Raw genomic sequence first — 25,149 nt, forward strand, 5'->3', positions numbered from 1 at the left:
ACGAATGCTTCATCCCGTACCACGCGCGCTGGCGCTGGCGCTGGCTGGCCTGATGGCCGCCAGCCCGGCCCTGGCGGAGACCGCCACCCCCGCGCCCGCTACGGCGCCGCCTTCCACCAGCGGCGATACCGAAGCCAGCAACAACTTCAGCATCGTCCGCTATCGCGCCGACTACCAGGTGCGGCCCGACGCAGGCAATGTGCAGACCGAGACCTACGAGGTCCTGCTCAAGACCAAGGCCTCGGTCGAGCAGTTCAGCCAGGTGCGGCTGAGCTACAGCGAGAAGATGGAGACGCTGGAGGTGCTCGACGCCTACACCATCACCGCCGATGGCCAGCGCCGTGACGTTCCGGCAGATCGCATCTACACCCAGGAGAGCTATTCCAGCGCCTCGGCAGCGATGTACGCCGACCGCAAGGTGCGGGTGATCGTGTTCCCGAACCTGGCGCCGGGCACGCGCCTGTATTACCAGGTGCGCCGCACCCAGGCCACGCCGTACTTCCCGGGCTACTTCGGCCTGTGGGAGACCTTCAACGTGTTCACCGAATACGAGGATGCCGAGGTGACGCTGAGCGCACCGGCCAACCTGCCGATGTTCGTCGACAGTCGCGGCGTGCAGGGCAGCGATCGCCCGACGGTGAAGAACGGACAGGCACAGTGGCGCTGGCGCTACCAGCGGCGCGAAGCCATGCCGGCACAGAACTGGTCGGCGGCGGGCTGGGAGTTCGGCCCGAACATCATGGCCAGCACTTATCGTGACTGGTCGCAGATGGGCCGCGCCTACCAGCTCAAGGCCGGCCCGGCGGCCGAGGTGACCCCGGCGCTGCAGGCGCTGGCTGATGAGATCACCGCTGGCATCAGCGACCGGCGCGAGCAGGCCGATGCACTGTACCGCTGGGTGGCGCAGAACATCCGCTATGTGGCGGTGTACCTGGGCAATGGCGGCCTGGAGCCGAACAGTGCGCAGAGCATCCTCGACAACCACTACGGCGACTGCAAGGACCATGTGACGATCCTGGAGGCGCTGCTGGCAGCCAAGGGCATCGCCAGTTCACCGGTGCTGATTGGTGCCGGTGGCGGACCGACGCTGCCGAAGATCCCGGTGCTGGGCCGCTTCAACCACGCCATCACCTACATTCCCGAATTTGATCTGTACCTGGATTCGACTACCGCATGGGCGCGTTTCGGGCAGTTGCCGGAAGGTGACCTGGGTGCGCCGGTGATGCGCACGCGCGATGCCACGCTGGCGCGCACCCCGGCCAACACGCCGCAGCGCAATGCCACCTCGATGGAGGTGCGCTTCACGTTCGACGCCAACGGCAATCTGCGTGGCGAGACGATTCCGCAGCTGGGCGAGAATGCCGAGATTGGTATGCGCGCACAATTCGCCCAGCTCAACGCGCAGAATCGAGCGCGTGCCGAGGAGTCGATCATGGCGGCGTCCGGTTTTGATGGCCGCGGCCAACTGCAGCTGCTGGGCGTCCCGGTCGATCTGACCCGGCCGTTCGGCTACCGCATGGCCTTCCAGGCGGAAGACTACGTGGACTTCAGCGTGGCCGGGGGCATGGCGGTGCCGGATCCGCCGGGCGGCGAGTCGGTGCGCGGGCTGTACGCTACCGCGTCTGCACCGGCCAACGAGACGCCGTTCTACTGCAACGCGAGCCTGCGTGAAGAAACCTATCGCCTGCAGTTCCCGGCCAACGCGCCGATCATCGCCATTCCGGCCAGCCAGCGTTTCGCCAATGCCGCGGGTGAGTACAAGGTGGACTGGAGCCGGCAGGGCCAGGAGGTGATCGTCCACCATCGCCTGCAACAGAATGCCGTGCGTGGACCGGAGGCACTGTGCCAGCCGCAGGACTACACCGCGTTCCGCGCGCTGTATCGCGAAGTGCGTCGCGGCTTCCGCGGGCAGGTTCTGTACGGAAGGCTGCCTGCGCCGGCCAACTGAATCGCCGATGGACGTGCGGGGCGGCATAATGTCGCCCTGATCGCCCATTCATCTTTGCCCGGGCACACTGACATCCACTTTTCCTTGCGCCCGCGCCCACAGGATTCCCGCATGAACGTCCGCCTCCGCCGTATTCTTGCCGCCAGCACTCTCGCCATGGCCTGCGCCGCCGCGGGCAGTGCGTGGGCGGGTGCCCGCGATGACCTGAAGACCTTCACCAGCGGCCTGAAGGGCCTGGATGGCCAGTTCAGCCAGCAGGTGTTCGACAGCCGCGGCAAGGTCAAGGAGTCGACCAGTGGCCGCGTGGCCCTCTCTGCCCCGCGCCTGTTCCGCTGGGAGTACGTGCGGCCGCACGAACAGCTGATCGTGGCCGACGGCAAGAAGGTCTGGATGTACGAGCCGGACCTGGAGCAGGCCACCGTGCGCGAGCAGGGCAAGGAAGAGCAGAACAGCCCTTTGACCGCGCTGATCAACCCGGCGCTGCTGGAGCAGCAGTACGACCTCAGCGAGGAGGCGGCACAACGGGATGGCCTGCAGTGGCTGTCGCTGTCGCCGAAGCGCGATACCGAGGCCAGCTTCCAGTACGCCGCGCTGGGCTTCAACGCCCAGGGGCTGGCGAGGATGGAGATCACCGACGCGGTCGGCCAGCGCACGGTGATCAATTTCAGCGGCTGGAAGCGCAACCCGACGTTCGCGGCCTCGACCTTCCGCTTCAGCCCGCCGGCCGGCACCGACGTCATCGGCAACTGATGGGTGACGCCGGGCATGGCCCGGCGCTACCGATGTGCGCATTTCGCCGATCCGCCGGGCATGGTCCGGCGCGACCGACGGGGGGCGCGGTACAATGAGCGGGTGCCAAGACAACGCTCCACTTCCTTCCCCGGCCCCGATCTGCTGAGTGTCGATCGGGATCATCTGCGCCCGCTCGCCGAGCGCATGCGTCCGCAGACGCTCGACGAAATGGTCGGACAGAAGCGCCTGCTCGCTCCGGACAGCGCACTGCGCCGGGCGGTCGAGTCCGGTCGCGTGCATTCGATGATCCTGTGGGGCCCGCCGGGCTGTGGCAAGACCACGTTGTCGCTGCTGCTGGCCGAGTATTCCGATGCCGAGTTCCGCGCCATCTCCGCCGTGCTGTCCGGCCTGCCGGAGGTGCGTCAGGTCCTGGCCGAAGCGGCGCAGCGTTTCGCCGAAGGCCGGCGTACCGTGCTGTTCGTCGATGAGGTGCATCGCTTCAACAAGGCGCAGCAGGACGCGTTCCTGCCGCATATCGAGCGCGGCACCATCCTGTTCGTGGGTGCCACGACCGAGAACCCGTCCTTCGAGTTGAACTCGGCATTGCTCTCACGCTGCCGCGTGCACGTGCTGGAGGCGGTCTCGCCTACCGACATCGTCGAGGCACTGCAGCGGGCGCTGGGCGATCGCGAGCGCGGCCTGGGCCAGGAGTCCATCGAGGTTGCGCCCGAGCTGCTGCTGGAGATCGCCACCGCTGCCGATGGTGACGTGCGCCGCGCGTTGACCCTGCTGGAAATCGCCGCCGAACTGGCAGGGGGCGAGGGCGGGCACATCACCCCGCAGACGCTCACCCAGGTGCTGGCCGACCGCACCCGTCGTTTCGACAAGGGCGGCGAGCAGTTCTACGACCAGATCTCGGCGTTGCACAAGTCGGTGCGCAGTTCCAATCCCGATGCGGCGCTGTACTGGCTGACCCGCATGCTCGACGGCGGCTGCGATCCGTCGTACCTGGCGCGCCGGCTGACGCGCATGGCGATCGAGGACATCGGCCTGGCTGATCCGCGTGCACAGAGCATGGCGCTGGAAGCGTGGGACATCTACGAACGGTTGGGCAGCCCCGAAGGCGAGCTCGCGTTCGCCCAGCTGGTGCTGTACCTGGCCAGCACCGCCAAGTCGAATGCAGGCTACGCGGCGTTCAACCAGGCCAAGGCCGACGTGCGCCAGAGCGGTACCGAAGAGGTGCCGCTGCACCTGCGCAACGCGCCGACCAAGCTGATGAAGGAACTGGGTTACGGCGCCGAGTACCAGTATGACCACGATGCGGAAGGCGGGATCGCCCTGGATCAGACCGGCTTCCCCGATGCGATGGGCGAGCGCGTGTACTACAACCCGGTGCCGCGCGGACTGGAGATCAAGCTGAAGGAAAAGCTCGACCGTTTGCGCGCCGAGCGCGAGGCGGCGCGGGCGGCGAAGCGGCGTTGATCGCTGTTATGCAACGAATCCCATTGTCGGGTTCACGCTGATTCGGGAGAATCCCCGGCTCACTTCTCAAGGATGGCGTTCATGCAGGACATGACTCTGGCGTTGAAGCGCTACGCCCAGTTCGAAGGTCGGGCCAATCGCCGCGAATACTGGATGTTCCAGCTGTTCCTGTTTCTGGTGGCCTCGGCGGTGTCGCTGCTGGCCGGCGTGCTGGCGGTCCTCATGCGCTCCAGTCCGGATGCACTGAGCGCCATCCTGATCGGCATGATGGTGCTGCTGGGCCTGATGTGGCTGGCGACGATCGTGCCGCTGATCGCCGTCACCGTGCGCCGTCTGCATGACTGCAACCAGTCCGGCTGGCTCTATCTTCTGGCATTGGTGCCGGTGGGCGGCCTGGTGATCCTGGTGTTCGCTCTGCTGCCGGGCACGCCGCAGGAAAACCCGTACGGCCCGGTGCCTGCGGGCCCTTGACGCGGCACCCGGCCGGCAGCGCCCGGTCCTTGGAATCGGCCCTCCCGGCTTGGCGGGAACGAGATGATGCCTCCCATGACGCCGCAATATCGCGCGCGTGATACACAACGTGACGTGTGATCGTTGTGATAATCATTCGCGTTTAAGGTAGACTGCGGTCCCTTGTGAGATGGCGGCCCAGGCCGCTGACGTCGCCCTCCGATGAAGCATTTCGTCCTGCCTCCGCACCGTGGTCCGCTGGCCCGCGGCCTCGCCGTCTTGATGATGGGTCTGCTCCTGGCTACCCCGTATGCGTACGCGCAGCAGCGCAATCCGCTGCAGAAGATCGGCCACACCGTGCTGGATGAGCCGGCCGCCAGCTATCGCTTCGAGCATTTCGTGATCGACAGTGCCGACACGCAGCGCCGCTGGCGGGTGAATCTGGCGATTCCGGTCCGCGCCTCCAGTGCACCTTCGCCGGTGTTGTACGCGCTGGATGGCAATGCGGTGGCGATGGTGCTCGACCAGCCGCTGCTGGCTGAACTTGCAGCGCTCAAGGCGCCTCCGGTGCTGGTGTTGATCGGCTATGACAATGACCTGCGCATCGACTCGAAGGCGCGGACCCGTGACTACACGGCATGGATCGATCGCGCCGACGACGAGAGCGGCGCAACCCAGGCGGTCGGTGGGGGCGCTGCGGCGTTTCTTGATGTGATCGAACGCCGCATCAAGCCCGAGGTGGAGCGTCGCGCGCACGTCGATACCGGGCAGCAGGCGCTGTGGGGGCACTCGCTCGGTGGCCTGTTCGTGCTCAACGCGCTGTACACCCGGCCGGCCGCGTTCCAGGCCTATCTCGCCGCCAGTCCGTCACTGTGGTGGGCGCAGGGCGCGGCGCTGGGCGATCCCGAACAGCAGTTCGTGCAGAACGTGCATGGGCAGCCGGCGAGGGTCTGGTTGATGCTGGGAGGCGCCGAGCGCGTCGGCGACCGCGGCAAGCGTGACCTGAGCAACCCACGGGTGGTCGCGCACCTGCGCCGCATTGGCGGTGCCACGCCGGATGCGGCGATGCAGTTGTCCGAGCGGCTGGCCAAGGTGCCGGGCCTGAGCGTGCAGTACCGCGAGTTTCCTGGCCTGGGTCATGGCCCGATGCTGCCGGCGTCCTTCCACGCGGCGCTGCATGAGCTGTACGGAGTGACCGATCGCAGTGCAGGCGATGGCGCCAGTACAACGGATGGGCCGTCCAGCGAATGAATCCCTTCGCACGGTGTGCCGTGCGACCCCACTACCCAGGCGAGGCTGCCCGCGTGCAGCGGCCCAGGCAACCGATGAATCCCGCGCCACGTGGCGCGGCCTACGTGTGCAAGGAGCCTGTCATGTCGTTCCGTTCCTCCCTTCGTCCTTCGCTTCGCTTCACCACTCTGGCCACCGGCCTGCTGCTGGCCGTCGCGGCCACCGCACAGCCGGTATTCGATCAACCGGCCAACGCCACGTTCAAGGGCCAGGTGGTCTCGCGCGGCGACAATGTGGTGCCGGGCAGCACCGCCGATGTGGTCGGTCGCGGCTTCGTGCCGGGCCAGAAGGTCAGCCTGCTGCGCGGCGACAGCGTGTTGAACGCCCAGCCGGTGGTGGTTGATGCCGATGGCAACTTCAAGACCCAGCTGGCCATTCCCGCCGATGCCGTGCCGGGCACCCATCCGGTCGTGGTGCGGGCGAGCCAGCCGGCCGCCGCGACGGTGCTGAAGCTGCGCGTCTCGCCGCAGCTGCCGCTGTCGGGCCAGGCGCAGTTCACCACCCAGTCCAACAAGCTGGTGCCGGGCCTGTACCAGTCCGCCTACAGCGCCGCCAGCAATGCGCTGTTCGTGACCTCCGCGGTCGGCCGGCCGCCGGTGACCCAGTCGCAGCTGCTGAAGATCGACCCGGCGTCGCTGAAGGTCAGCAAGGCGATCACTCCGGCGCAGGTGCCGGGCAGTACCAACGGCGCGGTCTATGCGGTGTACGGCGTGGGCGTGGATGATGCCAACGGCAACGTGTGGGTGACCAATACCCGTCAGAACAGCGTGGCCGTCTATCGCCAGAAGGATCTGTCGCTGGTGCACCAGTTCCCGGTCGATGCGGTGCCGCATGCGCGCGACGTGGTGATCGATGGTACCCGCGGCAAGGTGTTTGCCTCGGCCACCGGTGAGGATCACCTGTCGGTATTCGATGCGAAGACGTTCAAGGAGCTGCCCGCGGTGACGCTTGAATCGGGCGTGGATGACGGCAAGTTCACGCCGATGAGCCTGGTGCTGGACGAGAAGGGCGGCAAGCTGTTCACCGTCAGCATCGGCACGCCGGAGGCGGCGGTGATCGACGTGGCCAGCGGTGAGGTCGAGAAGGTGATCGACCTGGGCAACTCGATCAGCGCGTCGGGCGTGGCGTTCGACGCGACGCGCAACCGGTTGTACGTGGCGTCGCAGGGCACCGACAACCTGCTGATCGTCGACGTCGCAGCCGGCAAGGTGCTGCACGATGTGCCGGTGGGCGCGGGTGCGCTGAACGTCGCCTTCGATGATGCATCCGGCCTGGCCTATGTCAGCAACCGTGGCGCCGGCACCGTGACCGTGGTCGACCGCGAGGGCAAGGTGGTCGCCAACCTCGACGGCGGCACTTTGCCGAACCACGTCCGTGCCGATGGCAAGGGCAACGTGTTCGCGGTGAACAAGTCGCGCGGCGCTGAAGACCCGAAGGGTGACCGCATCACCCGCATCACCCCGAAGCAGTAAGTCACACGGCAGGGCGGCGTGCGCGTCGCCCTGCCAGCAAGGAGAACGTCCATGAACATCGTGCCCCGTCTGCGCCTGTGCGCACTTCCGTTGGCCGTCTCGCTGGTACTGGCTGCCTGTGGCGGCTCGTCGGCTCCCTCCGATGCGAAGAAGCCTTCCGAACCACCGCCGGCGGCAATGGCGGCCGCCGCGGACACCGCGTTGCCGGCAGGCTGGCAACGCGTGGCCGGTGCCGAGATGCCGGCCGTGCATGACCAGAAGGCCGTGCTGCCGGCCAAGGTGCATTCCGATGACGGCGCCGATATCGCAGTGACCGACACCCGCCGGATCATCGCCGGTGGCGACGACGTCATCGCGGTGATCGAGGCGCTGGGGCTGGGCAAGCAGGTATTTGCCGCCCCGACCAACACCACCACCGAGGCTGGCCGGGCTGCGCCGCACCAGTTCCTGTTCAATCGCACCACGGGTGTGGAGGGTGTGCTGAGCCTGCAGGGTTCGCTGTTCCTGGGCAACAGCCTGCGCCGCCACACCGAGCTGGCGAAGAAGCTGCGCGAGGTGGGGGAGCCGGCGGTGGTCATCGACGATCTGCAGCCGGCGCCGGACAAGGTGCGCAAGGTCGCCGCCGCACTCGGGCTGGCCGAAGCAGGGCAGACGCTTGCCACGCAGGTGCAGCGTCAGCTGGATGAGGCCGCAGCGATCGGCCGGGGCCTGGGCCATGCGCCGCGTGTGATCCATGTGTCGGCCACCGGTGCCGGTGGCGCACCGACCGTTGCGGGCGCCGACAGTGCATCGGCGCAACTGATCGCGCTGGCCGGCGGCGTCAACATCGGCACCGAAGCGGGAGTGAAGAACTACTCGCAGCTGAGCAATGAGGGCGTGGTCGCCGCGGCACCGGAGGTGATTCTGGTGACCGAGCACGATCTGCAGCTGTTCGGCGGTGCCGAGGGTCTGTGGAAGTCGTACCCGACGCTGAAGCAGACGCCGGCCGGGCAGGCCAACCGGGTCTGGGTGATGCCGGATGTGCAGCTGAAGTACACCAGTGTCGGCTCCGGTGCCGGTGCGCTGGCGCTGGCGAAGGCGTTCGCGGCGCTGCCGAAGGCATGAGTCCGGCGGACCGGCGCCGTCGTCGCGGGCGGACGATGTTGATGGTGGTGTTGCTGGCACTGCTGGGGGCAGTGCTGGCGTCGTTCGCCGTGGGCCCGCTGCGGCTGCCGCCGCTGGAGGTGATGCAGGCGCTGGCGGTGAAGATGGGGTTGCTCGATCCGCAGGCGGTGAGCAGCCGCGATCTGGCCGTGGTCTGGCAACTGCGCATTCCGCGTGCCCTGCTGGGTGCGATGGTGGGCGCGTCTCTGGCGATGGCCGGTGCCAGCCTGCAGGGCCTGTTCGGTAACCCGCTGGCCGACCCCGGCATCGTCGGTGTCAGCCAGGGTGCTGCACTGGGTGCGGTGGCCGCCATCGTGCTGGGCGCCGCCGGTGCGGCGGGCTGGCTGGTGCCTGTGGCCGCGTTCGTCGGCGGTGCGCTGGCGATCGGCCTGACCTACGCGCTTGCCCGGCCGGGCAAGGGCAGTGGCAATGCCACCCTGTTGCTGGTCGGCATCGCCATGGCGGCGTTCTGCTCGGCGCTGATCGGTTTCCTGACCTACATTGCCAGCGAGAGCGAACTGCAGTCGCTGGTGTTCTGGCAGATGGGTTCGCTGGCCCGCGCCAGCTGGAGTGATGTCGCCGCCGTGGTGCCGTTGTTCGCCATCGGCGTGTTCGCGCTGCAGCGCCTGTCAACGCCACTGGACATGCTGGCGCTGGGGGAACGCCAGGCCCAGCATCTGGGCCTGGACGTGGCACGGACCCGCCGCCGGCTGGTGGCGTTCAGTGCCCTGCTGGTAGGTGCGGCCGTCGCGTTCGCCGGTTCGATCAGCTTCGTCGGCCTGGTGGTGCCACACGTGGCGCGCCTGCTGGTGGGGCCGGGGCACCGCTGGTTGCTGCCTCTTTCCGGCCTGCTGGGGGCGCTGCTGATCGTGGTGGCCGATACGGCCGCGCGCACGCTCGACCCGCCGGCGGAGATTCCGCTCGGTCTGTTCTCGGCCGCACTGGGCGCACCGTTCTTCCTCTGGCTGGTGCTGCAGCAGCGCCGCAAGGCAGCCCCATGACGGGCCTGCTTCAACTGCGCGATGTCGTGGTGCGGCGCGGACAGCGCGAGATCCTGCACGGCATCAACCTGGCGTTCGAGCCGGCGACGGTCACTGCACTGGTCGGGCCCAACGGCGCTGGCAAATCGACGCTGCTGGCTGTGGCTGCGGGCGATCTGCATGCCGATGCGGGTGAAGTGAGCCTGCTTGGCAAAGCGCTGGCCAGCTACAAGGCCGGACCACTGGCGCGCGAGCGCGCGGTGATGCCGCAGGAGCACGGCGTGCGCTTCGCCTTCAGCGTGGAGGAGGTGGTGGCGATGGGGCGCCTGCCACACCCGCCCGATCCCGTACGCGATGACACGCAGGTGGAAGCCGCGATCGACGCGACCGAACTGCAGGCGCTGCGCCTGCGCGAGGTGCAGCAGTTGTCCGGTGGTGAATCGGCCCGGACCACGTTCGCGCGCGTGCTGGCGCAGGACACGCCGCTGTTGTTGCTTGATGAGCCGACGGCCGCGCTGGATCTGCGCCACCAGGAGCGCACGCTGCGCAGCGTGCGTGCCTGTGCCGAGGCCGGGGCGTGCGTGATCGTGGTGCTGCACGACCTGAATCTGGCCGCCGGCCATGCCGACCGCATCGTGCTGCTGGAGCAGGGCAGGGTGGCCGCCGATGGTTCACCCGCGCAGGTGTTGACCGTGGAGACGCTGCAACGCGTCTATCAGCAGGACGTGGTCGTACTGGAGCATCCGAAGCGGGGCGTGCCGCTGGTGGTGGTCACCTGATCCGGGCGGCGAAAGGAATCCTCATCGTTCCACTGGTGCGCGCAATCAGCGCTTGCGCGCCAGATTCACAGGTCTAGAATGCGCCCCATGAACCGGATGCCGCTCCTGAAGTTTTTCACCCTGACCCGCGCAAGCGCGGAACGGGCGTGTCTGCCTGGAGCTCGACGGGGCCGCTGAACCGGCCACCGTTGGACCATCCACAGAGCGCCCTCCGGGGCGCTCTTTTCGTTTCCGCAGTCCCTTTCATCCACCCGCTGCACCGCAAGGAGAACGTGCCATGCACCAGATCGCCGAGACCGAACGCTAGCCGCGCACCCTGTCGCCAACCGGGGTGCGCGGCCCCCGAAGTTGGCTTGCAGGAACCCATCACATGAACACCCAGATCCTTTCCCGTCGTCGCAACCTCGGCATCATTGCCCACATCGACGCCGGCAAGACCACGCTCACCGAACGACTGCTGTGGAAGAGCGGCGAGATCCACCGCGTCGGTGAGGTCCATGACGGCAACGCCACCACCGATTTCTCGGCGATCGAGCGCGAACGTGGCATCACCATCGGCGCAGCAGCCGTGCAGGCGCAGTGGGCGCCGCGCGATCTGCCGCCGCATCGGCTGACCCTGATCGACACCCCGGGCCACATCGATTTCGCCATTGAAGTCGAGCGTTCGCTGCGGGTGCTCGACGGTGCCGTTGCGGTGTTCTCTGCCGTGGATGGCGTGCAGCCGCAGTCGGAAACGGTGTGGCGCCAGGCGCGCCGGCACCGGGTGCCGTTGATCGCCTTCGTCAACAAGATGGATCGTGTCGGCGCCTCGTTCGAGCGCGTGCTGGAGCAGCTGCAGGACAAGCTGCAGGCGCGGCCGTGGGCGCTGGGTGTGCCGCTGGGCAGCGAAAGCGACTTCAACGGCTGGGTCGATCTGGTGGATGAGCGCGTGCTGCAGTGGCGCGACGGCGGCGTGGTGACCATCACGCCGTGGGATGACGCTGCACGCAGCCAGTGGCAACCGCGGCGCGACGCGCTGGTGGAGGCCGTGGCCGACCATGACGAGGGTCTGGCCGATGCGTGGCTGGAAGGCCGGGTGATCGATGCGGAACTGCTGCGCGCGGCACTCCGGCGGGCGACGCTGGCCGGTGCGGGCGTGCCGGTGCTTGCGGGTGCGGCGTTCAAGGACAAAGGCATCGAGGCGCTGCTGGATGCGGTGGTCGATTACCTGCCTTCGCCGTTGGATCGGCCTGCCGTCACTGCCGAAGGCGAGGCCGGCGACGTGCTGCTGCCGCCGGATCCGGAGGGTCCGCTGGCGGGCCTGCTGTTCAAGATCACCCATCAGCAGCACGGTGCGCTGAGCTTCGTGAGGCTGTATTCGGGGACGCTGAAGGCAGGCGACGCTGTGGCCAGCTCTCAGCATCCGCAGGGTCGGCGTGTGAGCCGTCTGGTGCGGGTGCAGGCGGACCAGACCCATGACATCGAGCAGGCCGTGGCTGGTGACATCGTCGCGGTGATGGGCTGGAAGGATGCAGTCAGCGGTGAAACGCTGAGCGCACGCGACCAGCCGCTGCGCCTGGAGAGCATCCAGGCACAGGCACCGGTGCTGGCGTGGCGCCTGGAACCTGCGCGTGCAGCGGACCTGATCCGCATGGCGCAGGGGCTGGCCAGCCTCGCCCAGGAGGATCCCTCGTTCCGCGTGGAAACCGATCTTGAGAGCGGCGAAACGCTGGTATGGGGCATGGGCGAACTGCACCTGGAGGTGATGGTCGAGCGCCTGCGCAGCGAATGGAAGGTCGATGTCGGCATCGGTTCGCCGCGCGTTGCCTACCAGGAAACGCCGTTGCGCGCGGTCTCCGGCGTTGTCGGCAGGGTCGTCAAGCAGAGCGGCGGCCAGGGCCAGTTCGCCCATGTGGTGCTGGACGTGGCGCCGCGCGAGGACGACCAGGTGGTGTTCAACGACCGCATTGCAGGGGGCGTGATTCCCCGTGGCTTCATCGCAGCGGTGGAGAAGGGTGTGCGTGCGGCGCTGTCGGAAGGGCCGCATGGGCATCCGGTCGTGGGCATCGAAGTGACCCTGGTGGACGGCCAGACCCATGCCAAGGATTCCTCGGACATGGCGTTCCACCGGGCCGGCAGTGAGGCCGTGAGGGCCGCGCTGGCCAGTGCCGGCACGCAGGTGCTGGAGCCGGTGATGGCGGTAACGGTGCATTCGCCGTCGGCGTCGGTGGGGGATGTGGTCGGCGACCTCAACCGTCGCCACGGTCGCGTCGCGCGCATCGAGGACCAGGACGGTCGCGCCGAGGTGAGCGGCTTTGCGCCGCTGGCGCAGCTGGTGGGCTACACCACTGCGTTGCGCTCGCTCAGCCAGGGGCGCGCCAGCAGTGAGGCGCACCTGCACGGTTACGAGCCGGTACGCGCTGCCTGAAGTGTGCAAGGGGCCCGTTCGCGGGCCCCTCTTGCTGCCGGCGAGTGGCAGCAGGGCGCATTGCGGTGCAACAAAAGTGTAGAAAAAGCTGGATTAAAGTGATGCCTCACGATAAATTGCGCACCCGCCGTTGCTTGCCGCTGTCTGCCCCCACTCATGCGTGATGACAAAGACCCCGGAACCCTGGAGCTGACCCTGCCGCGCAAGCGCGGTCGTCCGCCCAAATTCGGGTACGCAATGAGCGATGCGCAGCGGGCCGCGCGTTACCGCGCACGCCGGGCAGGGCAGGCCAACCACGCGGACGTGCGCTCCTGCAGTGACATGGTCCTGCTGGACAAGATCCGCGCCGCGGTCAGTGCGCGCGACACCGAGCTGGCGGGCTTCCTTGTCCACGTCCTGTGGCAGCGCTATCCGCTGCAGCTGAAATAAGTCGGTGCCGGGGTGGTGGTCGTCACCCGGCTTGTTGATAATGCGGGATTCAGGTTGTTCCCGCTGGCGCGCCCGGGATGGCAGGCGCGCATGATGAAACGGTTCCTACGATGACCACCAGCGACACCACCACCGAAGCGGCGCAGGCCGGCACCCCCCTGTTCTACACCCGTCCGGTGCCGCTGCAGGCTGATGTGCACGCCGACCTGCGCATCCTGCCGGGCAAGCTTGATTTTGCCGCCGGCAACAATGCCATTCCGCTGGTGCTCGGCGAGTTCTCGCTGGCACTGCACCATTTCCCGATCCTGTTCGCCGGCCCCGGCGCCGTTCCGATGGCTGCCGTCGGCGTGACCAACGAGAACCTGTTCATCAAGGACGGGCTGTGGGAAGACGAGGCCTACGTTCCGGCCTATCTGCGTCGCCATCCCTTCATCTTCATCGACACCGGCGCGGACAATGACTTCCTGCTCGGCATCGATGAAGCGAGCCCGCGCGTGGTCAAGGGAGGCGAAGAAGGTCAGGCGCTGTTCGCCGACGGCAAGGCCACCGACATGGTGCAGCAGGCGCTGGAGTTCTGCGGGCAGTACACCCGCGAGCACGAGCAGACCCAGGCCTTCTCCAAGGCGCTCATCGAAAAGGGACTGCTGGTCGAGCGCAACGCGACCGTACGCGCTCCGAACGGCCAGGAGTTCAACCTCAACGGCTTCCAGGTGGTCGACGTCGAGAAGTTCGTCGCGCTGCCGGAGGAAACCGTGATCGAATGGCACCGCAGCGGCTGGCTGGCCCTGATCCATCAGCACCTGATGTCGCTGGGCCGCTTCAACGACCTGACCCGTCGCCAGGTCGAACGCCTGGCAGCCTGAGCGGGCTGAAGGGCCGGGCTCCCGCGCAGCGGGGCCCGGTCTGCGCGCTTTGTGTGGCACCTGGCGCGAGCAACATCGGGCGCTTGGGTGTTGGTTGCCGGAGTGCTAGGCTGGGTAGGAGGAGCAGTCTCCCTAGGGGCGTTGAAGGGGGCTAAGGCGCTGTCGGCAGGTCCGGAGATGACGTGCATGGGGATGAACAAGGCAATGGTCATCATCGCCGTATCCCGTTACATGGGAGCGTACGGCGACCTGCCGGGGACGGTGAATTCAGCGCGCCGCCTGCAGGATTGGGCGTTGCAGGAGAGCTATGCCGTTCTCTATCTGGGAGACGATGACGAGAGCCCGGAGATCGCGCAGGATGGCATCACCGTGGACCTGTTGCGGCGCCGGATCGGGCAGTTTCTTGCCACGAATTTCATCGACCGCCTGGTGGTGTACTTCGCCGGACACGGCGCGATTGCTTCGGATGTCAACGAGTTCTGGCTGCTGACCAATGCTGGCAACGACCGGCGGGAAGCGATCGACGTGGAAGCGCTGCGCCGCAGCCTGGCGGAGTACAACATCGGCGGCAGCAACCCGCAGGCGCGCGCGGGTCAGTTGTGCCTGGTCGGTGACGCCTGCCGCGTGGTCGGCAGTGACTCATTGAAGCTGACCGGCGACTCGATCGTGAGCAAGAAGGGGACTGCACGCCCGCTGCAGGTGGACCGTTTCCTGTCCTGCCAACAGGGCCAGGCGGCTTTCCACATCGATGCTACCGGTGAAGCGCCTGCCTATTGTCTTTTCTCAGACGTGCTGATCGATGCGTTGTCCGGCAATGTCGCCGAAGCCGTCGAGCACGACAACCACGAGTTCAGGCCGGTCGTGACCAACCATCGGCTTGCAGACTATCTGGAGTTCGAAGTACCTCGCCGGGCCGAGCTGCTCGGCGAGGCATGTTCCCCGACAATCGACACGCAGATCCGGCCGCCTCACAATGACTACAAGCGGCTGCAGGGTCTCGCGCCAGTGACGGCTCTCCCCGTTGCGGCAGGTCGCTACGGGCCTCCAGCGGACAATCGCCCGGGAGTGGAGCCTCCATCGAGGAATGCCCTCGAGCTCGCGGCGCGACGTTCGCAGATGATGGTCGCGCACATGCAGTTTTCGTTGCAGATGCCCCTTGCGTCTCGTAGTGGGTTGGAGCGGGGTGTGAGGCCGTCCTGGCGGCGCGATGGCTTCGTGGATCGATCACGGGATGATGAACCTTTGGCTGTTTTCTGCGATCACCTGCCGGCATTCGTGGCCGTCGGGACGAGCAGTCGCGTGGATACCCTGCGCGTCGCCGGTATGCGCGCGATCCGTACCTCGCAGTTTGATGGCATGCCGATGCTTATGCCTGCAGGAGACGACTTCCTGCTGCTGTCCAGCTACCCGGGCGTGGCTACGGCAGTCCTGGGAGAGGAGCCGAAGCAGGCCGTTCTCTACCGGCCCGACACCAACCAATGGCAGCCCGGCCTGAACGAGTCGAGCCAGGGCGAGAGGCGTGCGCGCCGCCCCCTGGCGCGCGCCGATGCATTGGCAGCGGCCTTTGCCAGGGATGGAGAGGCATTCCCGCACCTGGCGGTGCTGGCAGGCTACCTCTACGAGTATTCGGGACGGCGCGATCGGGTCATCCAGCTCGCGCAACGTCTGGCACGACGGGGGCTGGACGCAGGAACAGGGCAGCCCGTTCTTCCATTCGATCTGGCCCTGCTGTGTGCCGACAAGATCGAATGGGTGCAGGAGGGTTCACGAAAAATCGCGTTTGCGGCTCTGCCTGCGGTGGAGGGAGAGCGCGATGGCGATGGATTCAAAGCTGTTTCGCCGCACATAGGCTGGCGCGGCTACAGCGGCTTGAGAGGGGTGCCGCTTTGGGGGACGCTGCCAGCCCATCGCTCGGGCTGGAGCCTGTTGCGCTCAGCGGATTCCTACGTGCCACGCGATATCCGGGTCATCGCCGAACACATCCATGGCGGCGCTACGCCCCGCCTTTTCGGCAAGGGTGTGCCCGTCTTCCTCAAGGCCTTCAACTATCGCTTTGTCGAGCTGGGGCAGGGTGGCGGTGATGACGTGCTGATCGATGTCCCAACCGAGGTTCTGCTGTGACCAAGATTCTGCTGATCCATGGAATCAACAACCAGGGAAAGTCCGAGGAGATCATCCGCAGCAGCTGGGGCGATGCCCTGCGCAAGGGGGCGGTGGCGGCGGGCATGAGCATTCCCGACCACGTGACCTTCCACGCGGCCTTCTACGGCGATCTGCTGCATGAGGAGACCGAGTCGTGGGGCAAGAGTGGGCCGGCAGTCACGCCGATGGGGCCGGATGCACTGGACTCGGACTATGTGGATGATCGGATCGCCGAACTCTATATCGAATATCAGCGGGGCAATGGCATTTCTGATGCGCAGGTTGCGCTGGCCCTTGATCCCGGCGATGAACCTTTGTCCGCAAAGCGCATGGCAAAAGGAATCCACAAAAAGTGGCTGAAAGCGATCGCACGCGCTTTGGAAAGCATCCTGCCTGATCGAGGAAAGGCGGTTGCGCGTCAGTTCCTGCGGCAGGCGTCGGCGTACCTGCAGAAGCCCGGATTGAAGGCGCGCATCGACGCAAAGGTCCGTGAACAGTTGTTCGATTCACTCCGGACAGATGAAGAGGTGGTGGTGATCGGGCATTCGCTCGGATCGGTCATCGCCTATGACCTTCTGCGTCGCTTGCATTCCGTGGTCGGCTGCCGGCTCCTGCTGACCTGCGGTTCGCCGCTTGGGGTGAATGTGGTCAAGGTCGGAATTGGCCCGCCGCTTCGATGCCTTCCGAATGTGAAGCATTGGTTGAACGTTTCCGATGAGGAGGACTTCGTCGCCCTGCACCCGGAACTGACCGTCAAGAGCTTTGGCTGCGACCAAGTGCACAACATGGCGGACGTCGACAACGGTGTTGAGGATGCACACGACGTGCTTCGATACCTGGCACATCCAGCTGTGTTCCGGGAGCTGCGGAAGGCTCTCTAGCAGGTGATGGAGCCTCCGCTGAGTCGTTGGACTAGCGCAGTGACTGCGGCACGCGCCGCAGTTCGCGGGTGTCGTATCCCATCTCGGCGATGCGCTTCACTGCCTGCGCATAGTCCTCCGCGGAGACCTGCGGGGTGCGGGCCATGTACCACACGTAGTCGCGCTTGCTACGCGCAACGATGGTCTGCTGGTAGTCGCTATCGATCCAGGCAATGACGTACTCGGCCTGAATGGGCCATACGAACTGCATGCCCCAGATGGCGCCGTTGCCTTCCTTCTCGACCCTGCCGATCGGGTGCATCGATCGCTGTGGTGCGTCGAAACTGCCCTTGCGATAGGTGAAGGTGGTCTGGATGCGGCCGTCCGGCCGCGGCGCGTAGCTTTCAATGGCGTCAAACGCTTCGCGTTCCGGCCAGGACGGGATATGGGCGATGACGTACCAGTCGCCCATGAAGCGGGGAACGTCGACCGCCTGCGGCCGCGGCAGGGGGCGCAGGTCACTTGAACTGCAGCCGGTGCCGAACAGGGCGATCGCCAGGAACGAGAGCAGCGGAAGGGGGCGCATGGTGACCTCAACGTGGCCGGAACAGGTAATGGGCAACCAGCCACTGCTGGCCGTTGTCGTAGCCGAACAACTCGGCGCAGGCCATCCAGAACATGCGCCAGCGGTTCCACCACTGCTTTGCCGCCGGCCTGCCATAGGTTGCCTCCAGGATCGGCATGATGCGTTCACGCGCGGCATCCTGGTTCGCCAGCCAGTGGTCAGCCGTGCGCTGGTAATGCGTGCCATCCAGCAGCCAGCGCCGCTGCAGGCGCAGGTCCTGCTGGAAGTGCAGCAGGGTGTCAGCGGCAGGCATTAGCCCGCCCGTGAAGAAGTGCCGCCCCATCCAGTTGTCGCCGCCTTCGGTTTCAAAGGGGTACATCAGGGTGCGGTGGGCGAAGATGTGCACGAACAGCGCGCCGTCGGGCTTCAGCCACTGCGCGATGCGTGACATCAGCTGCGCATGGTTGCGGACGTGCTCGAACATCTCCACCGAAACGCAGCGGTCGAAACGGCCGGCGGGCAGCTCCAGCCGGTTCACATCGCAGGTGATCACCTCGACATTGCCCAGCCCGCGCAGCCTGCACTGTTCAAGGATGTGCTGGCGCTGGCTGTGCGAATTGGACACCGCCGTGATGCGCGCCCCCGGGAAGCGCTCGGCCATCCACAGGGTCAGCGAGCCCCAGCCACACCCCAGTTCAAGGATGTGCTGCCCGTCAGCCAGGCTGGCACGCTCGCCGTAGAGCTCGAGCATGGCGACTTCGGCTTCGTCCAGGGTCTCGCGACCGCTCGGGTAATAGCAGCTGCTGTATTTCAGGCGCTTGCCCAGGCAGGCCTGGAAGAATGCGGCGGGGACTTCATAGTGTTGCCGGTTGGCGGCATCGACATGAAGCGCGACCGGGCTGCCGGCCAACTGCTCAAGGCACTGGTTGAAGCGCGCGGACTGCGCCTCGATGCCCCCGGCACTCTCTTCCTGGAGGCGTTGGGCGCACAGCCGGCGGATACCGGAGCGCAGGGCCACATCCGGAATGAGGCCGCGCTCGGCCCAGGCGATCAGCCCGGTTTCCGGATCGGCAGGCGTTGCGAGTGATGTGGCGACAGTCATGGCAGGTGCTCCTTGGACGAACGCGGGAACCACGGGAAGAACATCGGCGTGCTGCGCTGGTAGTCGCGGTAGTCCTCACCACGGCTGCGCAACGCCTGCTTTTCGGTGAAGGGAATGCCGCTGAGATAGCGCAGGAACAGGTACATCAGCACCGGTCCTGTCCAGGCAAGCCAGCCCAATGGCGAGCCGGCCGCGAGCAGGACGTAGGTGAACCAGTGCAGCCATTCGAAGAAGTAGTTGGGGTGCCGCGAGTACCGCCAGAGGCCGGTGCGGCAGGTGCGCCCCTTGTTGGCCGGGTCGGCGCGGAACCGTGCGAGCTGATGGTCGGCCAGCGCCTCGCCGCCGACGCTCAACAGCCAGACCGCGGCAGCGGCGGCAACCCAGCCCGCCGTGGCGGGCGAGTCGTTGCTGGCGACGGCCACGAATGGCAGGGAGAACAGCACGATCAGCAGCGCCTGGGCGATGAAGAAGCCGAAGATCTTGCCCTGGTGGCTCTGCCAGTGATCTCGCAGGTATCGGTAACGCCCATCCTCGGCCTCGCGCCGCACGCGGCCCCACAGGTGCAGTGCGAGTCGGCCGCCCCACAGGCCGCCCAGCACCGCAAGGGCCACGCGCGGCAGCGTGGCGCCGTCACCGAGCAGGGCCAGTATCAGCGCTGACGCACCTACGCCCTTCGCCCACAGCACATCGACGATGCCGATGTTGCGGTGGCGACGTTGCCATGCCCATCCCCAGGCCAAGATGAGCAGGGCATACAGGGCAACCCAGGGCAGGGCGTTCATGGTCGGGCTCCGGCAAAGGGTGGGTGGATGGCCGCCCTCGACCAGCGACGCGCGGCGATGCACAGCAGCGGCAGGGCGATGCTCCAGCCGATACCCAGCGTCAGCAGGCCTTTCCAGGCCGGGGACGAAAGCTCCACGGCGTCGAAGCCGCGGCTGGCGGACAGGTACGCCAGCGGGGCAAGCAGCAGGCCAAAGCACACGGGGAGCACCGTGTGCCGCTGCAGGAAGGCCATCGATGCATTGATCGTCATCGCGAAGGACGCCCAGAGTGCGAGGATCCAGGGCGGTGGTACCCAGCCCAGGGGCGCAGCGGCATAACGCACCACGCCCGCGGCGGCAGCGACGCCATCGACCAGCCACGCACAGGCCAGGGCCAGGACCAGCAGGCGGAGCTCGACCCGGGGCAGGGGACTGGTGCTGAGCTGGCTGGCCACGAACAGTGTGGCGGCCAGCAGTGCTGGCCATTGCAGCCCGTGCCCGGCGCCGGCGACCGCGCACAGCCAGACCGCCTGATTGCCGAGCAGATTGAGCCAGGTGCGGCGCATGTCAGTGTGCACCCGTGGCGTGCGCGCTGCCCCGATGGCCGGGGCGTGCCAGCAGCAGGTGTGAAACGCCGATCGAACGTTCCAGGAAGCCGCCCTCGCAGTAGGCCAGGTAGAACTCCCACAGACGGCAGAACCGCGCGTCGAACCCCTGCGCATGCACTGCGGGAAGCTGTGCGAGGAATCGCTGGCGCCACGCCCGCAGCGTGAGCGCATAGGAATGACCGAAGTCCTGCTGCGCCAGCAGCTGCAGATCGCTGGCACGGGTCTTGGCGGCCATGATCGCGTTGATGGAAGGGATGAAGCTGCCGGGGAACACGTGGCGTTTGATGTAGTCCACGCTTCGGCGCGCCTGCTCGTAGCGGTGGTCTTCAATGGTGATCGCCTGCAGCAGGGCCAGCCCGTCCGGCGTGAGCAGCCGTTGCAGGGTGGCCATGTAGGTGTCCAGATACTGGGCGCCGATCGCTTCGATCATCTCGATCGAGACCAGCTTGTCGTACTGCCCGTCCAGGTCGCGATAGTCCTTCATCAGCAGGGTGATGCGATCCTCCAGGCCCGCGGCGCGCACCCGCGCCGTGGCGAGCGCATGCTGCTCGGCGGAGATCGTGGTGGTAGTGACATGGCAGCCGTAATGCTGCGCGGCATGCAGTGCGAATCCGCCCCAGCCCGTGCCGATCTCGACCACCCGGTCTCCGGGTGCCAGGCGCAGCTGCTGGCAGATGCGATCGAGCTTGCGTCGCGAGGCGTCCTCGAGCGTGTCCTGCTCGCTGGCGAACAGCGCCGATGAATACATCAGGTCCGTTGACAGGAACAGGGCGAAGAAGTCGTTGCCGAGATCGTAATGAGCCGCGATGTTGCGCCGGCTGCCTTCGCGGCTGTTGCGGCGCAGCCGGTTCCAGCCGCGCAGCAGCCAGCCGCCGATGCGTGCAGGGCCACGTTCCATGCCGTCCAGCAGGTCGCGGTTGCGCACCAGCAGGCGTACCAGCGCAACCAGGTCGTCGCACTGCCAGTCGCCATGGATGTAGCTCTCGCCGGCGCCTACGCTGCCTTGTGCGGCGACTTTGCGGTAGAACGCCGGGTCATCGATGGTCACAGTGACATGCATTTCCCCCGCAGCGTCGCCCAGCAGTGTTTCGCCGAGGGCATCCCGTACCCGCAGCTGGCCTTCGCGCAGCGGCGCAAGCTGGGACAGCAGGCGTTGGCGCAGGTATGCGTCGAGCGCGCCGGCCCGGGGCATGGCTGCCGATGGAGTCATCTCGTTCATCGCGGTTTTCCGGCAAGTGAGGGGTGGTCATGGACAGGGTTGCGCTTGAGCCACAACCGCAGCGCATGCCAGTGAATCGCTGCAACGACCTGTACGGTCATCAATGGATACAGGGTGAGCACCTTCGCCAGGCCGCGCGCGTCCAGCGGTCGTCGCTGCATGTGCTGCGTGGCGTCGAACTGGCGCACGCCCTCCTGCAGAACCTGCATGTGAATCCTGAGGTCCTCGCCGGGCGTGCTGAACCGCCAGTCGTAGGTGCAGTCCATCGCCATGAAGGGCGACACATGGAAGCGCTTCTGGAACTGCCAGCGCAGTGAGCCCGGCTCGCTGGCCGCTTCTGCTACTGACAGGACGTAGGCGTGGCGCTCTTTCCAGGGCGTATTGGTGATGTCGGCCACGATGCAGTCCAGTGTGCTGCCGTCAGGCTGGTAGCAGTAATAGAAACTGACCGGATTGAAGACGTGGCCGCCGAAGCGCAGATGGGTCAGCAGGCGGATGGGACCCGCCGGGCGATGACCCCGCACGCCTGCGACATGGCGGCGGACCGCCTCGGCAAGCGGCATCGAGGGGTCGCCGAAGTAGTCGCTGCGCCGGAACTCCGCCAGATTGCGACGGTTTACGGACCACAGCCATCGTCCGGCAAAGATCGTGTCCAGCTCGTCGAGATCAAGCAGCAGTTGCGCGACCGGGTAGCGGAAGGCGTGCGCGTGCGGCTGGTGCCTGCGGTGTATCACGTGGCCGAAGTAGAGGGCGCTGGCGCTCATGCGGCGGCCTCGTCCTGCGTCATGGGACGTGGCTGCGGGGAACAGGTCCGCATCGCGTCGACGACACGACGGGCACTGCGGATGCCATCTTCGTGGAAACCCCACCCCCAGTAGGCACCGGCGAACCAGGTATGGCGGCGGCCCTGTACGTCGGCCCAGCGCTGCTGGGCTCGGACCGCAGCATGATCGTGCACCGGGTGTGCATAGCTCATGCGGCGCAGTATGCGGCGTGGGTCGATCGCCTCGGTGCGGTTGAGCGTCACGACCAGCGGGATGTCGCCGGGCAGTCCCTGCAGCAGGTTCATGCAGTAGCTGACGGTGCAGGGGGCGGCGGGATCGCGTGGCACATGCGCGTTCCATGCAGCCCATGCCTTGCGGTTGCGGGGCAGCAGGGATGCATCGGTGTGCAGTACGACGTCGTTGGGCTGGTAGCGGATGGCACCGAGTACGTCACGCTCGATCGGATCGGCATCGGCCAGCAGTGCCAGCGCCTGGTTGCTGTGGCAGGCGAGAATCACTTCATCGAATCCTTCCACGCCGGCAGCGCTGTGCACGCGCGCGCCCCAGGGCATCCGCTCGACGGCGAGGACGGGACACTCCAGGCGCTCGTGCACCCGCCAGCGGCGGCGCAGGGCGTCCACGTAGCGCGCCGAACCACCTTCCACCACCCGCCACGGCGCGCGGCCGGTCATCTGCAGCATCTGGTGGTTGGCCATGAACTGGGCCAGGTAGCGTGCGGGGAAGTCCAGGACGGTCGCCGTCGGCGACGACCACAACGCCGACGCCATCGGCAGCAGATGCTCGTCGACGAAGGCTTGGCCATAGCGCTGGCTGCGCAGGTAGTCGCCCAGCGTTGGACCTTCCTGCTCGGCCAGCAGCAGCGGCGCATCGCGATAGAAGCGCCGCAGGTCGGAGAGCATTCCCCAGAAGCGCGGCGAAACGAGGTTGCGTCGCTGGCAGAACAGGCCGTCCAGCGAGGTGGCGTTGTACTCCACGCCCGAACGCTCGCTGTGCATGGAGAAACTCATGGTGGTGGGCCGCGAGGTGACCCCCAGCTCGTCGAACAGCGCGCTCAGCAGCGGATAGTGCAGCGGATTGAACACGATGAACCCGGTGTCCACAGCCATCCGCGTCCCGCCCAGCTCGATGTCGTGGGTGTGGGTGTGTCCGCCGAGATAGTCGTTGGCCTCGAACAACGTGACGTCATGTTCGCCGTCCAGCCACCATGCACTGGCCAGGCCAGAGATTCCCGAGCCGATGACTGCGATGCGCATGTCAGTATCTCGCCTTGTCCAGGACCCACGCTGGGATGGGTTTGAGTCCGCTGACCAGCCGCAGGGCGGCCATTGCGCGCAGCCCGTACCAGGTCATGTCCACCTCCCACCAGCGGAAGCCCTGCCTGACCGAGCCGGGAAAGAAGTGATGATTGTTGTGCCACCCCTCGCCGAAGGTCAGCAGTGCCAGCCACAGATTGTTGCGGCTGTCGTCACGGGTATCGAAGCGGCGCCGGCCGAAGCGATGCGCCAGCGAGTTGATGGTGACCGTGGCATGGAACAGGACGACGGTGGAAACGAAGAAGCCCCAGACCAGAAGCTGCGGCCCGGACGTGTGCAGGCCGGGCGCTGCTCGTTCCAGCAGCTCACCCAGTGCATAAAGGCCTGCCGCCAGCAGTGCCGGCACTGCGATGTCGAAGCGGTCCAGCCAGCGCAGTTCCGGGAACCGAGCCAGATCAGGCACCCGGGCAAGGTCGGTGGTGAACGCCTCGCGGGTCAGGAACCAGCCCATGTGACTGCGCCAGAATCCACGCTGGCGTGGGGAATGGGGGTCCTGCGGCTGGTCGGCGTGGCGGTGGTGATGCCGGTGGTGCGCGGCCCACCACAGCGGGCCCCGCTGCACGCTGGAAGCGCCGATCACCGCGAATACGAACTGCACCCAGCGCGGCGCCTGGAAGGTTCGATGCGAGAAGTAGCGGTGATAGAACGCGGTGATCGCAAACATCCTGATCGCGTAGAGCGCAGCTGCCACGGCCACGGCGATCCAGGACACCCCCACCCAGATCACGCCGAGGCAGGCCAGGTGCATCAGTGCGAATGGCACCGCGCGCAGCCAGTCGATCCGATCCGCACGCCCACTGTCGGTGTCCATTGCAGTGCCGGCGTCGAACCAGCGCCGGAGGGTGCTCAGAAGGCGTTCGCGTCGGCTGCGGAGGGGCGCTGCGGAAGCCATGGGGCGGATCTCGAGGGAGGCGTGTGTTTCTCTACGCGGCAGGGCGGGAAATGGATGCGCCTCGTTGCAGATTCTTCGTCTTCCTGTTTGTCTTCACTTCGCCGTAACGGCGCACCCGGCGACCAGAGGCCGCGCCCACGCCTGCTGCCACTGGCTGTCCGGCTGGGGCGCAGGCGGGCTGTCGAAGCGCACCACCACGGCGGGGTAAGTGCCACGTGCATCGCGCAGGTTGCTGGTGCCGCGGAACTCCAGCAGGCGACGATCGGCCTCGGCGTAGACCAGTGACAGGCGTGGGGCCACGCCGCCATACCAGGTGTCCAGCTGGACCTCGAATGACTGTGCAGCCAGCCCGCGCCAGCGGTTCGCACCACGCCAGCTGACCTTGACCGGATAGAAGCGCTGGCGCCCGGGGACGAGAAAGGGCAGGGAGACCTCGGTTCCCTGCAGCAGCGGTGTCCAGTGCTGGCGCACGGCCGCATCGAAGCCGGCATCGACGACTGCACCGGCAGGCGCTGGCAGGCGTGCCTGCCGCGATGTGGACGAGGCACTCTCCTTCCACGAGATGCGGACTGCATCGCCGGACATCGCCACGTCAGCCTGCTGGCCGGAGCGCTGGTCGAACAGCTGGTAGCCGCGTGCCAGCGGTCGATCCGTGGCCGCCATGTGCTTTCGTGCAAAGGGCTGGCCGTCCGGGCACAGGTACTGGACCCAGCGCTCGGCGCCTTCCGTGGCGCCCCGCTGCCAATGCATCTCGCGGTAGGCCACCCGGCCATCCGGCAGGGTGGCGACGCCCTCGTTGTGCAGCAGGGTGGCCGCCAGCCCGGGGCAGGGCAGGCACAGCAGCAGGAAGGTGAGGCGCATCGAAGGCGCTCCGGCAGGATGTGTTCTGGCATACGCGGCAGGGCCGTTGCTGGATGCAGGTCGGTG

The 25,149-nt window shown here is 66.8% G+C and carries 23 protein-coding genes; 14 read left to right on the plus strand and 9 right to left on the minus strand.

The features are described 5' to 3' along the window. The first annotated feature begins 4 nt into the window (after window positions 1–4). The 14 genes from ACVOKU_RS03285 to ACVOKU_RS03350 all read left to right on the plus strand — a co-directional run bounded on the left by ACVOKU_RS03285 (window position 5) and on the right by ACVOKU_RS03350 (window position 16,998). Window positions 5–1,948, plus strand: a complete 1,944-nt coding sequence (locus ACVOKU_RS03285) for a DUF3857 domain-containing protein (RefSeq protein ID WP_481559054.1) — start codon at window positions 5–7, stop codon at window positions 1,946–1,948. Between the two features lie 111 nt (window positions 1,949–2,059). Beyond that, entirely contained in the window at window positions 2,060–2,698 is a 639-nt protein-coding gene (lolA, locus tag ACVOKU_RS03290) for an outer membrane lipoprotein periplasmic chaperone LolA (protein WP_074898869.1), read from the plus strand. A 186-nt stretch (window positions 2,699–2,884) separates the two neighbouring features. Then, window positions 2,885–4,162 carry a replication-associated recombination protein A gene (locus ACVOKU_RS03295; RefSeq protein ID WP_227255445.1) on the plus strand — a complete coding sequence of 426 codons (1,278 nt, stop codon included), beginning with the start codon at window positions 2,885–2,887 and terminating at the stop codon, window positions 4,160–4,162. Between the two features lie 81 nt (window positions 4,163–4,243). Continuing rightward, window positions 4,244–4,633 carry a DUF805 domain-containing protein gene (locus ACVOKU_RS03300; protein WP_481559055.1) on the plus strand — a complete coding sequence of 130 codons (390 nt, stop codon included), beginning with the start codon at window positions 4,244–4,246 and terminating at the stop codon, window positions 4,631–4,633. A 201-nt stretch (window positions 4,634–4,834) separates the two neighbouring features. Then, the gene (locus ACVOKU_RS03305) at window positions 4,835–5,863 is read left to right on the plus strand and encodes an alpha/beta hydrolase (protein ID WP_481559056.1); all 1,029 of its coding nucleotides are present in this window, start codon (window positions 4,835–4,837) and stop codon (window positions 5,861–5,863) included. 122 nt (window positions 5,864–5,985) lie between these two features. After that, window positions 5,986–7,374, plus strand: coding sequence for a YncE family protein (locus tag ACVOKU_RS03310; protein ID WP_481559057.1), 1,389 nt, complete (start codon window positions 5,986–5,988; stop codon window positions 7,372–7,374). Window positions 7,375–7,425: 51 nt separating this feature from the next. Next, window positions 7,426–8,478 carry a heme/hemin ABC transporter substrate-binding protein gene (locus tag ACVOKU_RS03315; protein ID WP_481559058.1) on the plus strand — a complete coding sequence of 351 codons (1,053 nt, stop codon included), beginning with the start codon at window positions 7,426–7,428 and terminating at the stop codon, window positions 8,476–8,478. Then, complete coding sequence (locus tag ACVOKU_RS03320; RefSeq protein ID WP_481559059.1) at window positions 8,475–9,518, plus strand: FecCD family ABC transporter permease; 1,044 nt, start codon at window positions 8,475–8,477, stop codon at window positions 9,516–9,518. Before ACVOKU_RS03315 ends, ACVOKU_RS03320 begins: the two co-directional genes overlap by 4 nt. Continuing rightward, window positions 9,515–10,276, plus strand: a complete 762-nt coding sequence (locus ACVOKU_RS03325; protein WP_481559060.1) for a heme ABC transporter ATP-binding protein — start codon at window positions 9,515–9,517, stop codon at window positions 10,274–10,276. The genes ACVOKU_RS03320 and ACVOKU_RS03325 overlap by 4 nt, the downstream gene beginning before the upstream one ends. Window positions 10,277–10,646: 370 nt before the next feature. Beyond that, complete coding sequence (gene fusA, locus ACVOKU_RS03330) at window positions 10,647–12,683, plus strand: elongation factor G (protein WP_481559061.1); 2,037 nt, start codon at window positions 10,647–10,649, stop codon at window positions 12,681–12,683. Window positions 12,684–12,839: 156 nt separating this feature from the next. Beyond that, window positions 12,840–13,112 (plus strand): hypothetical protein, encoded by a 273-nt coding sequence (locus ACVOKU_RS03335; protein ID WP_005409616.1) that lies wholly within the window; start codon window positions 12,840–12,842, stop codon window positions 13,110–13,112. Between the two features lie 110 nt (window positions 13,113–13,222). Then, window positions 13,223–13,975, plus strand: coding sequence for a SapC family protein (locus ACVOKU_RS03340; protein WP_053518557.1), 753 nt, complete (start codon window positions 13,223–13,225; stop codon window positions 13,973–13,975). A gap of 186 nt (window positions 13,976–14,161) precedes the next feature. Continuing rightward, window positions 14,162–16,096 (plus strand): hypothetical protein, encoded by a 1,935-nt coding sequence (locus ACVOKU_RS03345; protein WP_481559062.1) that lies wholly within the window; start codon window positions 14,162–14,164, stop codon window positions 16,094–16,096. Next, on the plus strand, window positions 16,093–16,998 hold the full coding sequence (locus ACVOKU_RS03350) for a hypothetical protein (protein ID WP_481559063.1): 906 nt from the start codon (window positions 16,093–16,095) through the stop codon (window positions 16,996–16,998). The genes ACVOKU_RS03345 and ACVOKU_RS03350 overlap by 4 nt, the downstream gene beginning before the upstream one ends. A gap of 31 nt (window positions 16,999–17,029) precedes the next feature. Here the strand turns inward: ACVOKU_RS03350 and ACVOKU_RS03355 are convergent, their stop codons facing one another. From ACVOKU_RS03355 to ACVOKU_RS03395, 9 genes are all read right to left on the minus strand, one after another. Next, on the minus strand, window positions 17,030–17,563 hold the full coding sequence (locus ACVOKU_RS03355; RefSeq protein ID WP_481559064.1) for a lipocalin family protein: 534 nt from the start codon (window positions 17,561–17,563) through the stop codon (window positions 17,030–17,032). A gap of 7 nt (window positions 17,564–17,570) precedes the next feature. After that, entirely contained in the window at window positions 17,571–18,644 is a 1,074-nt protein-coding gene (locus tag ACVOKU_RS03360; protein WP_197571033.1) for a class I SAM-dependent methyltransferase, read from the minus strand. Next, on the minus strand, window positions 18,641–19,426 hold the full coding sequence (locus ACVOKU_RS03365) for a DUF1295 domain-containing protein (protein ID WP_481559065.1): 786 nt from the start codon (window positions 19,424–19,426) through the stop codon (window positions 18,641–18,643). Before ACVOKU_RS03365 ends, ACVOKU_RS03360 begins: the two co-directional genes overlap by 4 nt. Continuing rightward, on the minus strand, window positions 19,423–19,971 hold the full coding sequence (locus ACVOKU_RS03370; protein ID WP_481559066.1) for a DUF2878 domain-containing protein: 549 nt from the start codon (window positions 19,969–19,971) through the stop codon (window positions 19,423–19,425). The genes ACVOKU_RS03365 and ACVOKU_RS03370 overlap by 4 nt, the downstream gene beginning before the upstream one ends. A gap of 1 nt (window position 19,972) precedes the next feature. After that, entirely contained in the window at window positions 19,973–21,232 is a 1,260-nt protein-coding gene (locus tag ACVOKU_RS03375; protein ID WP_481559067.1) for a class I SAM-dependent methyltransferase, read from the minus strand. Further along, window positions 21,229–21,996 (minus strand): DUF1365 domain-containing protein, encoded by a 768-nt coding sequence (locus ACVOKU_RS03380; protein ID WP_481559068.1) that lies wholly within the window; start codon window positions 21,994–21,996, stop codon window positions 21,229–21,231. Before ACVOKU_RS03380 ends, ACVOKU_RS03375 begins: the two co-directional genes overlap by 4 nt. Then, the gene (locus ACVOKU_RS03385; protein WP_481559069.1) at window positions 21,993–23,270 is read right to left on the minus strand and encodes an NAD(P)/FAD-dependent oxidoreductase; all 1,278 of its coding nucleotides are present in this window, start codon (window positions 23,268–23,270) and stop codon (window positions 21,993–21,995) included. The genes ACVOKU_RS03380 and ACVOKU_RS03385 overlap by 4 nt, the downstream gene beginning before the upstream one ends. A 1-nt stretch (window position 23,271) precedes the next feature. Further along, window positions 23,272–24,222 (minus strand): acyl-CoA desaturase, encoded by a 951-nt coding sequence (locus ACVOKU_RS03390; RefSeq protein ID WP_481559070.1) that lies wholly within the window; start codon window positions 24,220–24,222, stop codon window positions 23,272–23,274. Window positions 24,223–24,315: 93 nt separating this feature from the next. Continuing rightward, window positions 24,316–25,083, minus strand: a complete 768-nt coding sequence (locus ACVOKU_RS03395) for a hypothetical protein (RefSeq protein ID WP_481559071.1) — start codon at window positions 25,081–25,083, stop codon at window positions 24,316–24,318. Window positions 25,084–25,149 lie beyond the last annotated feature (66 nt).

Source organism: Stenotrophomonas sp. STEN147 (assembly GCF_056757995.1).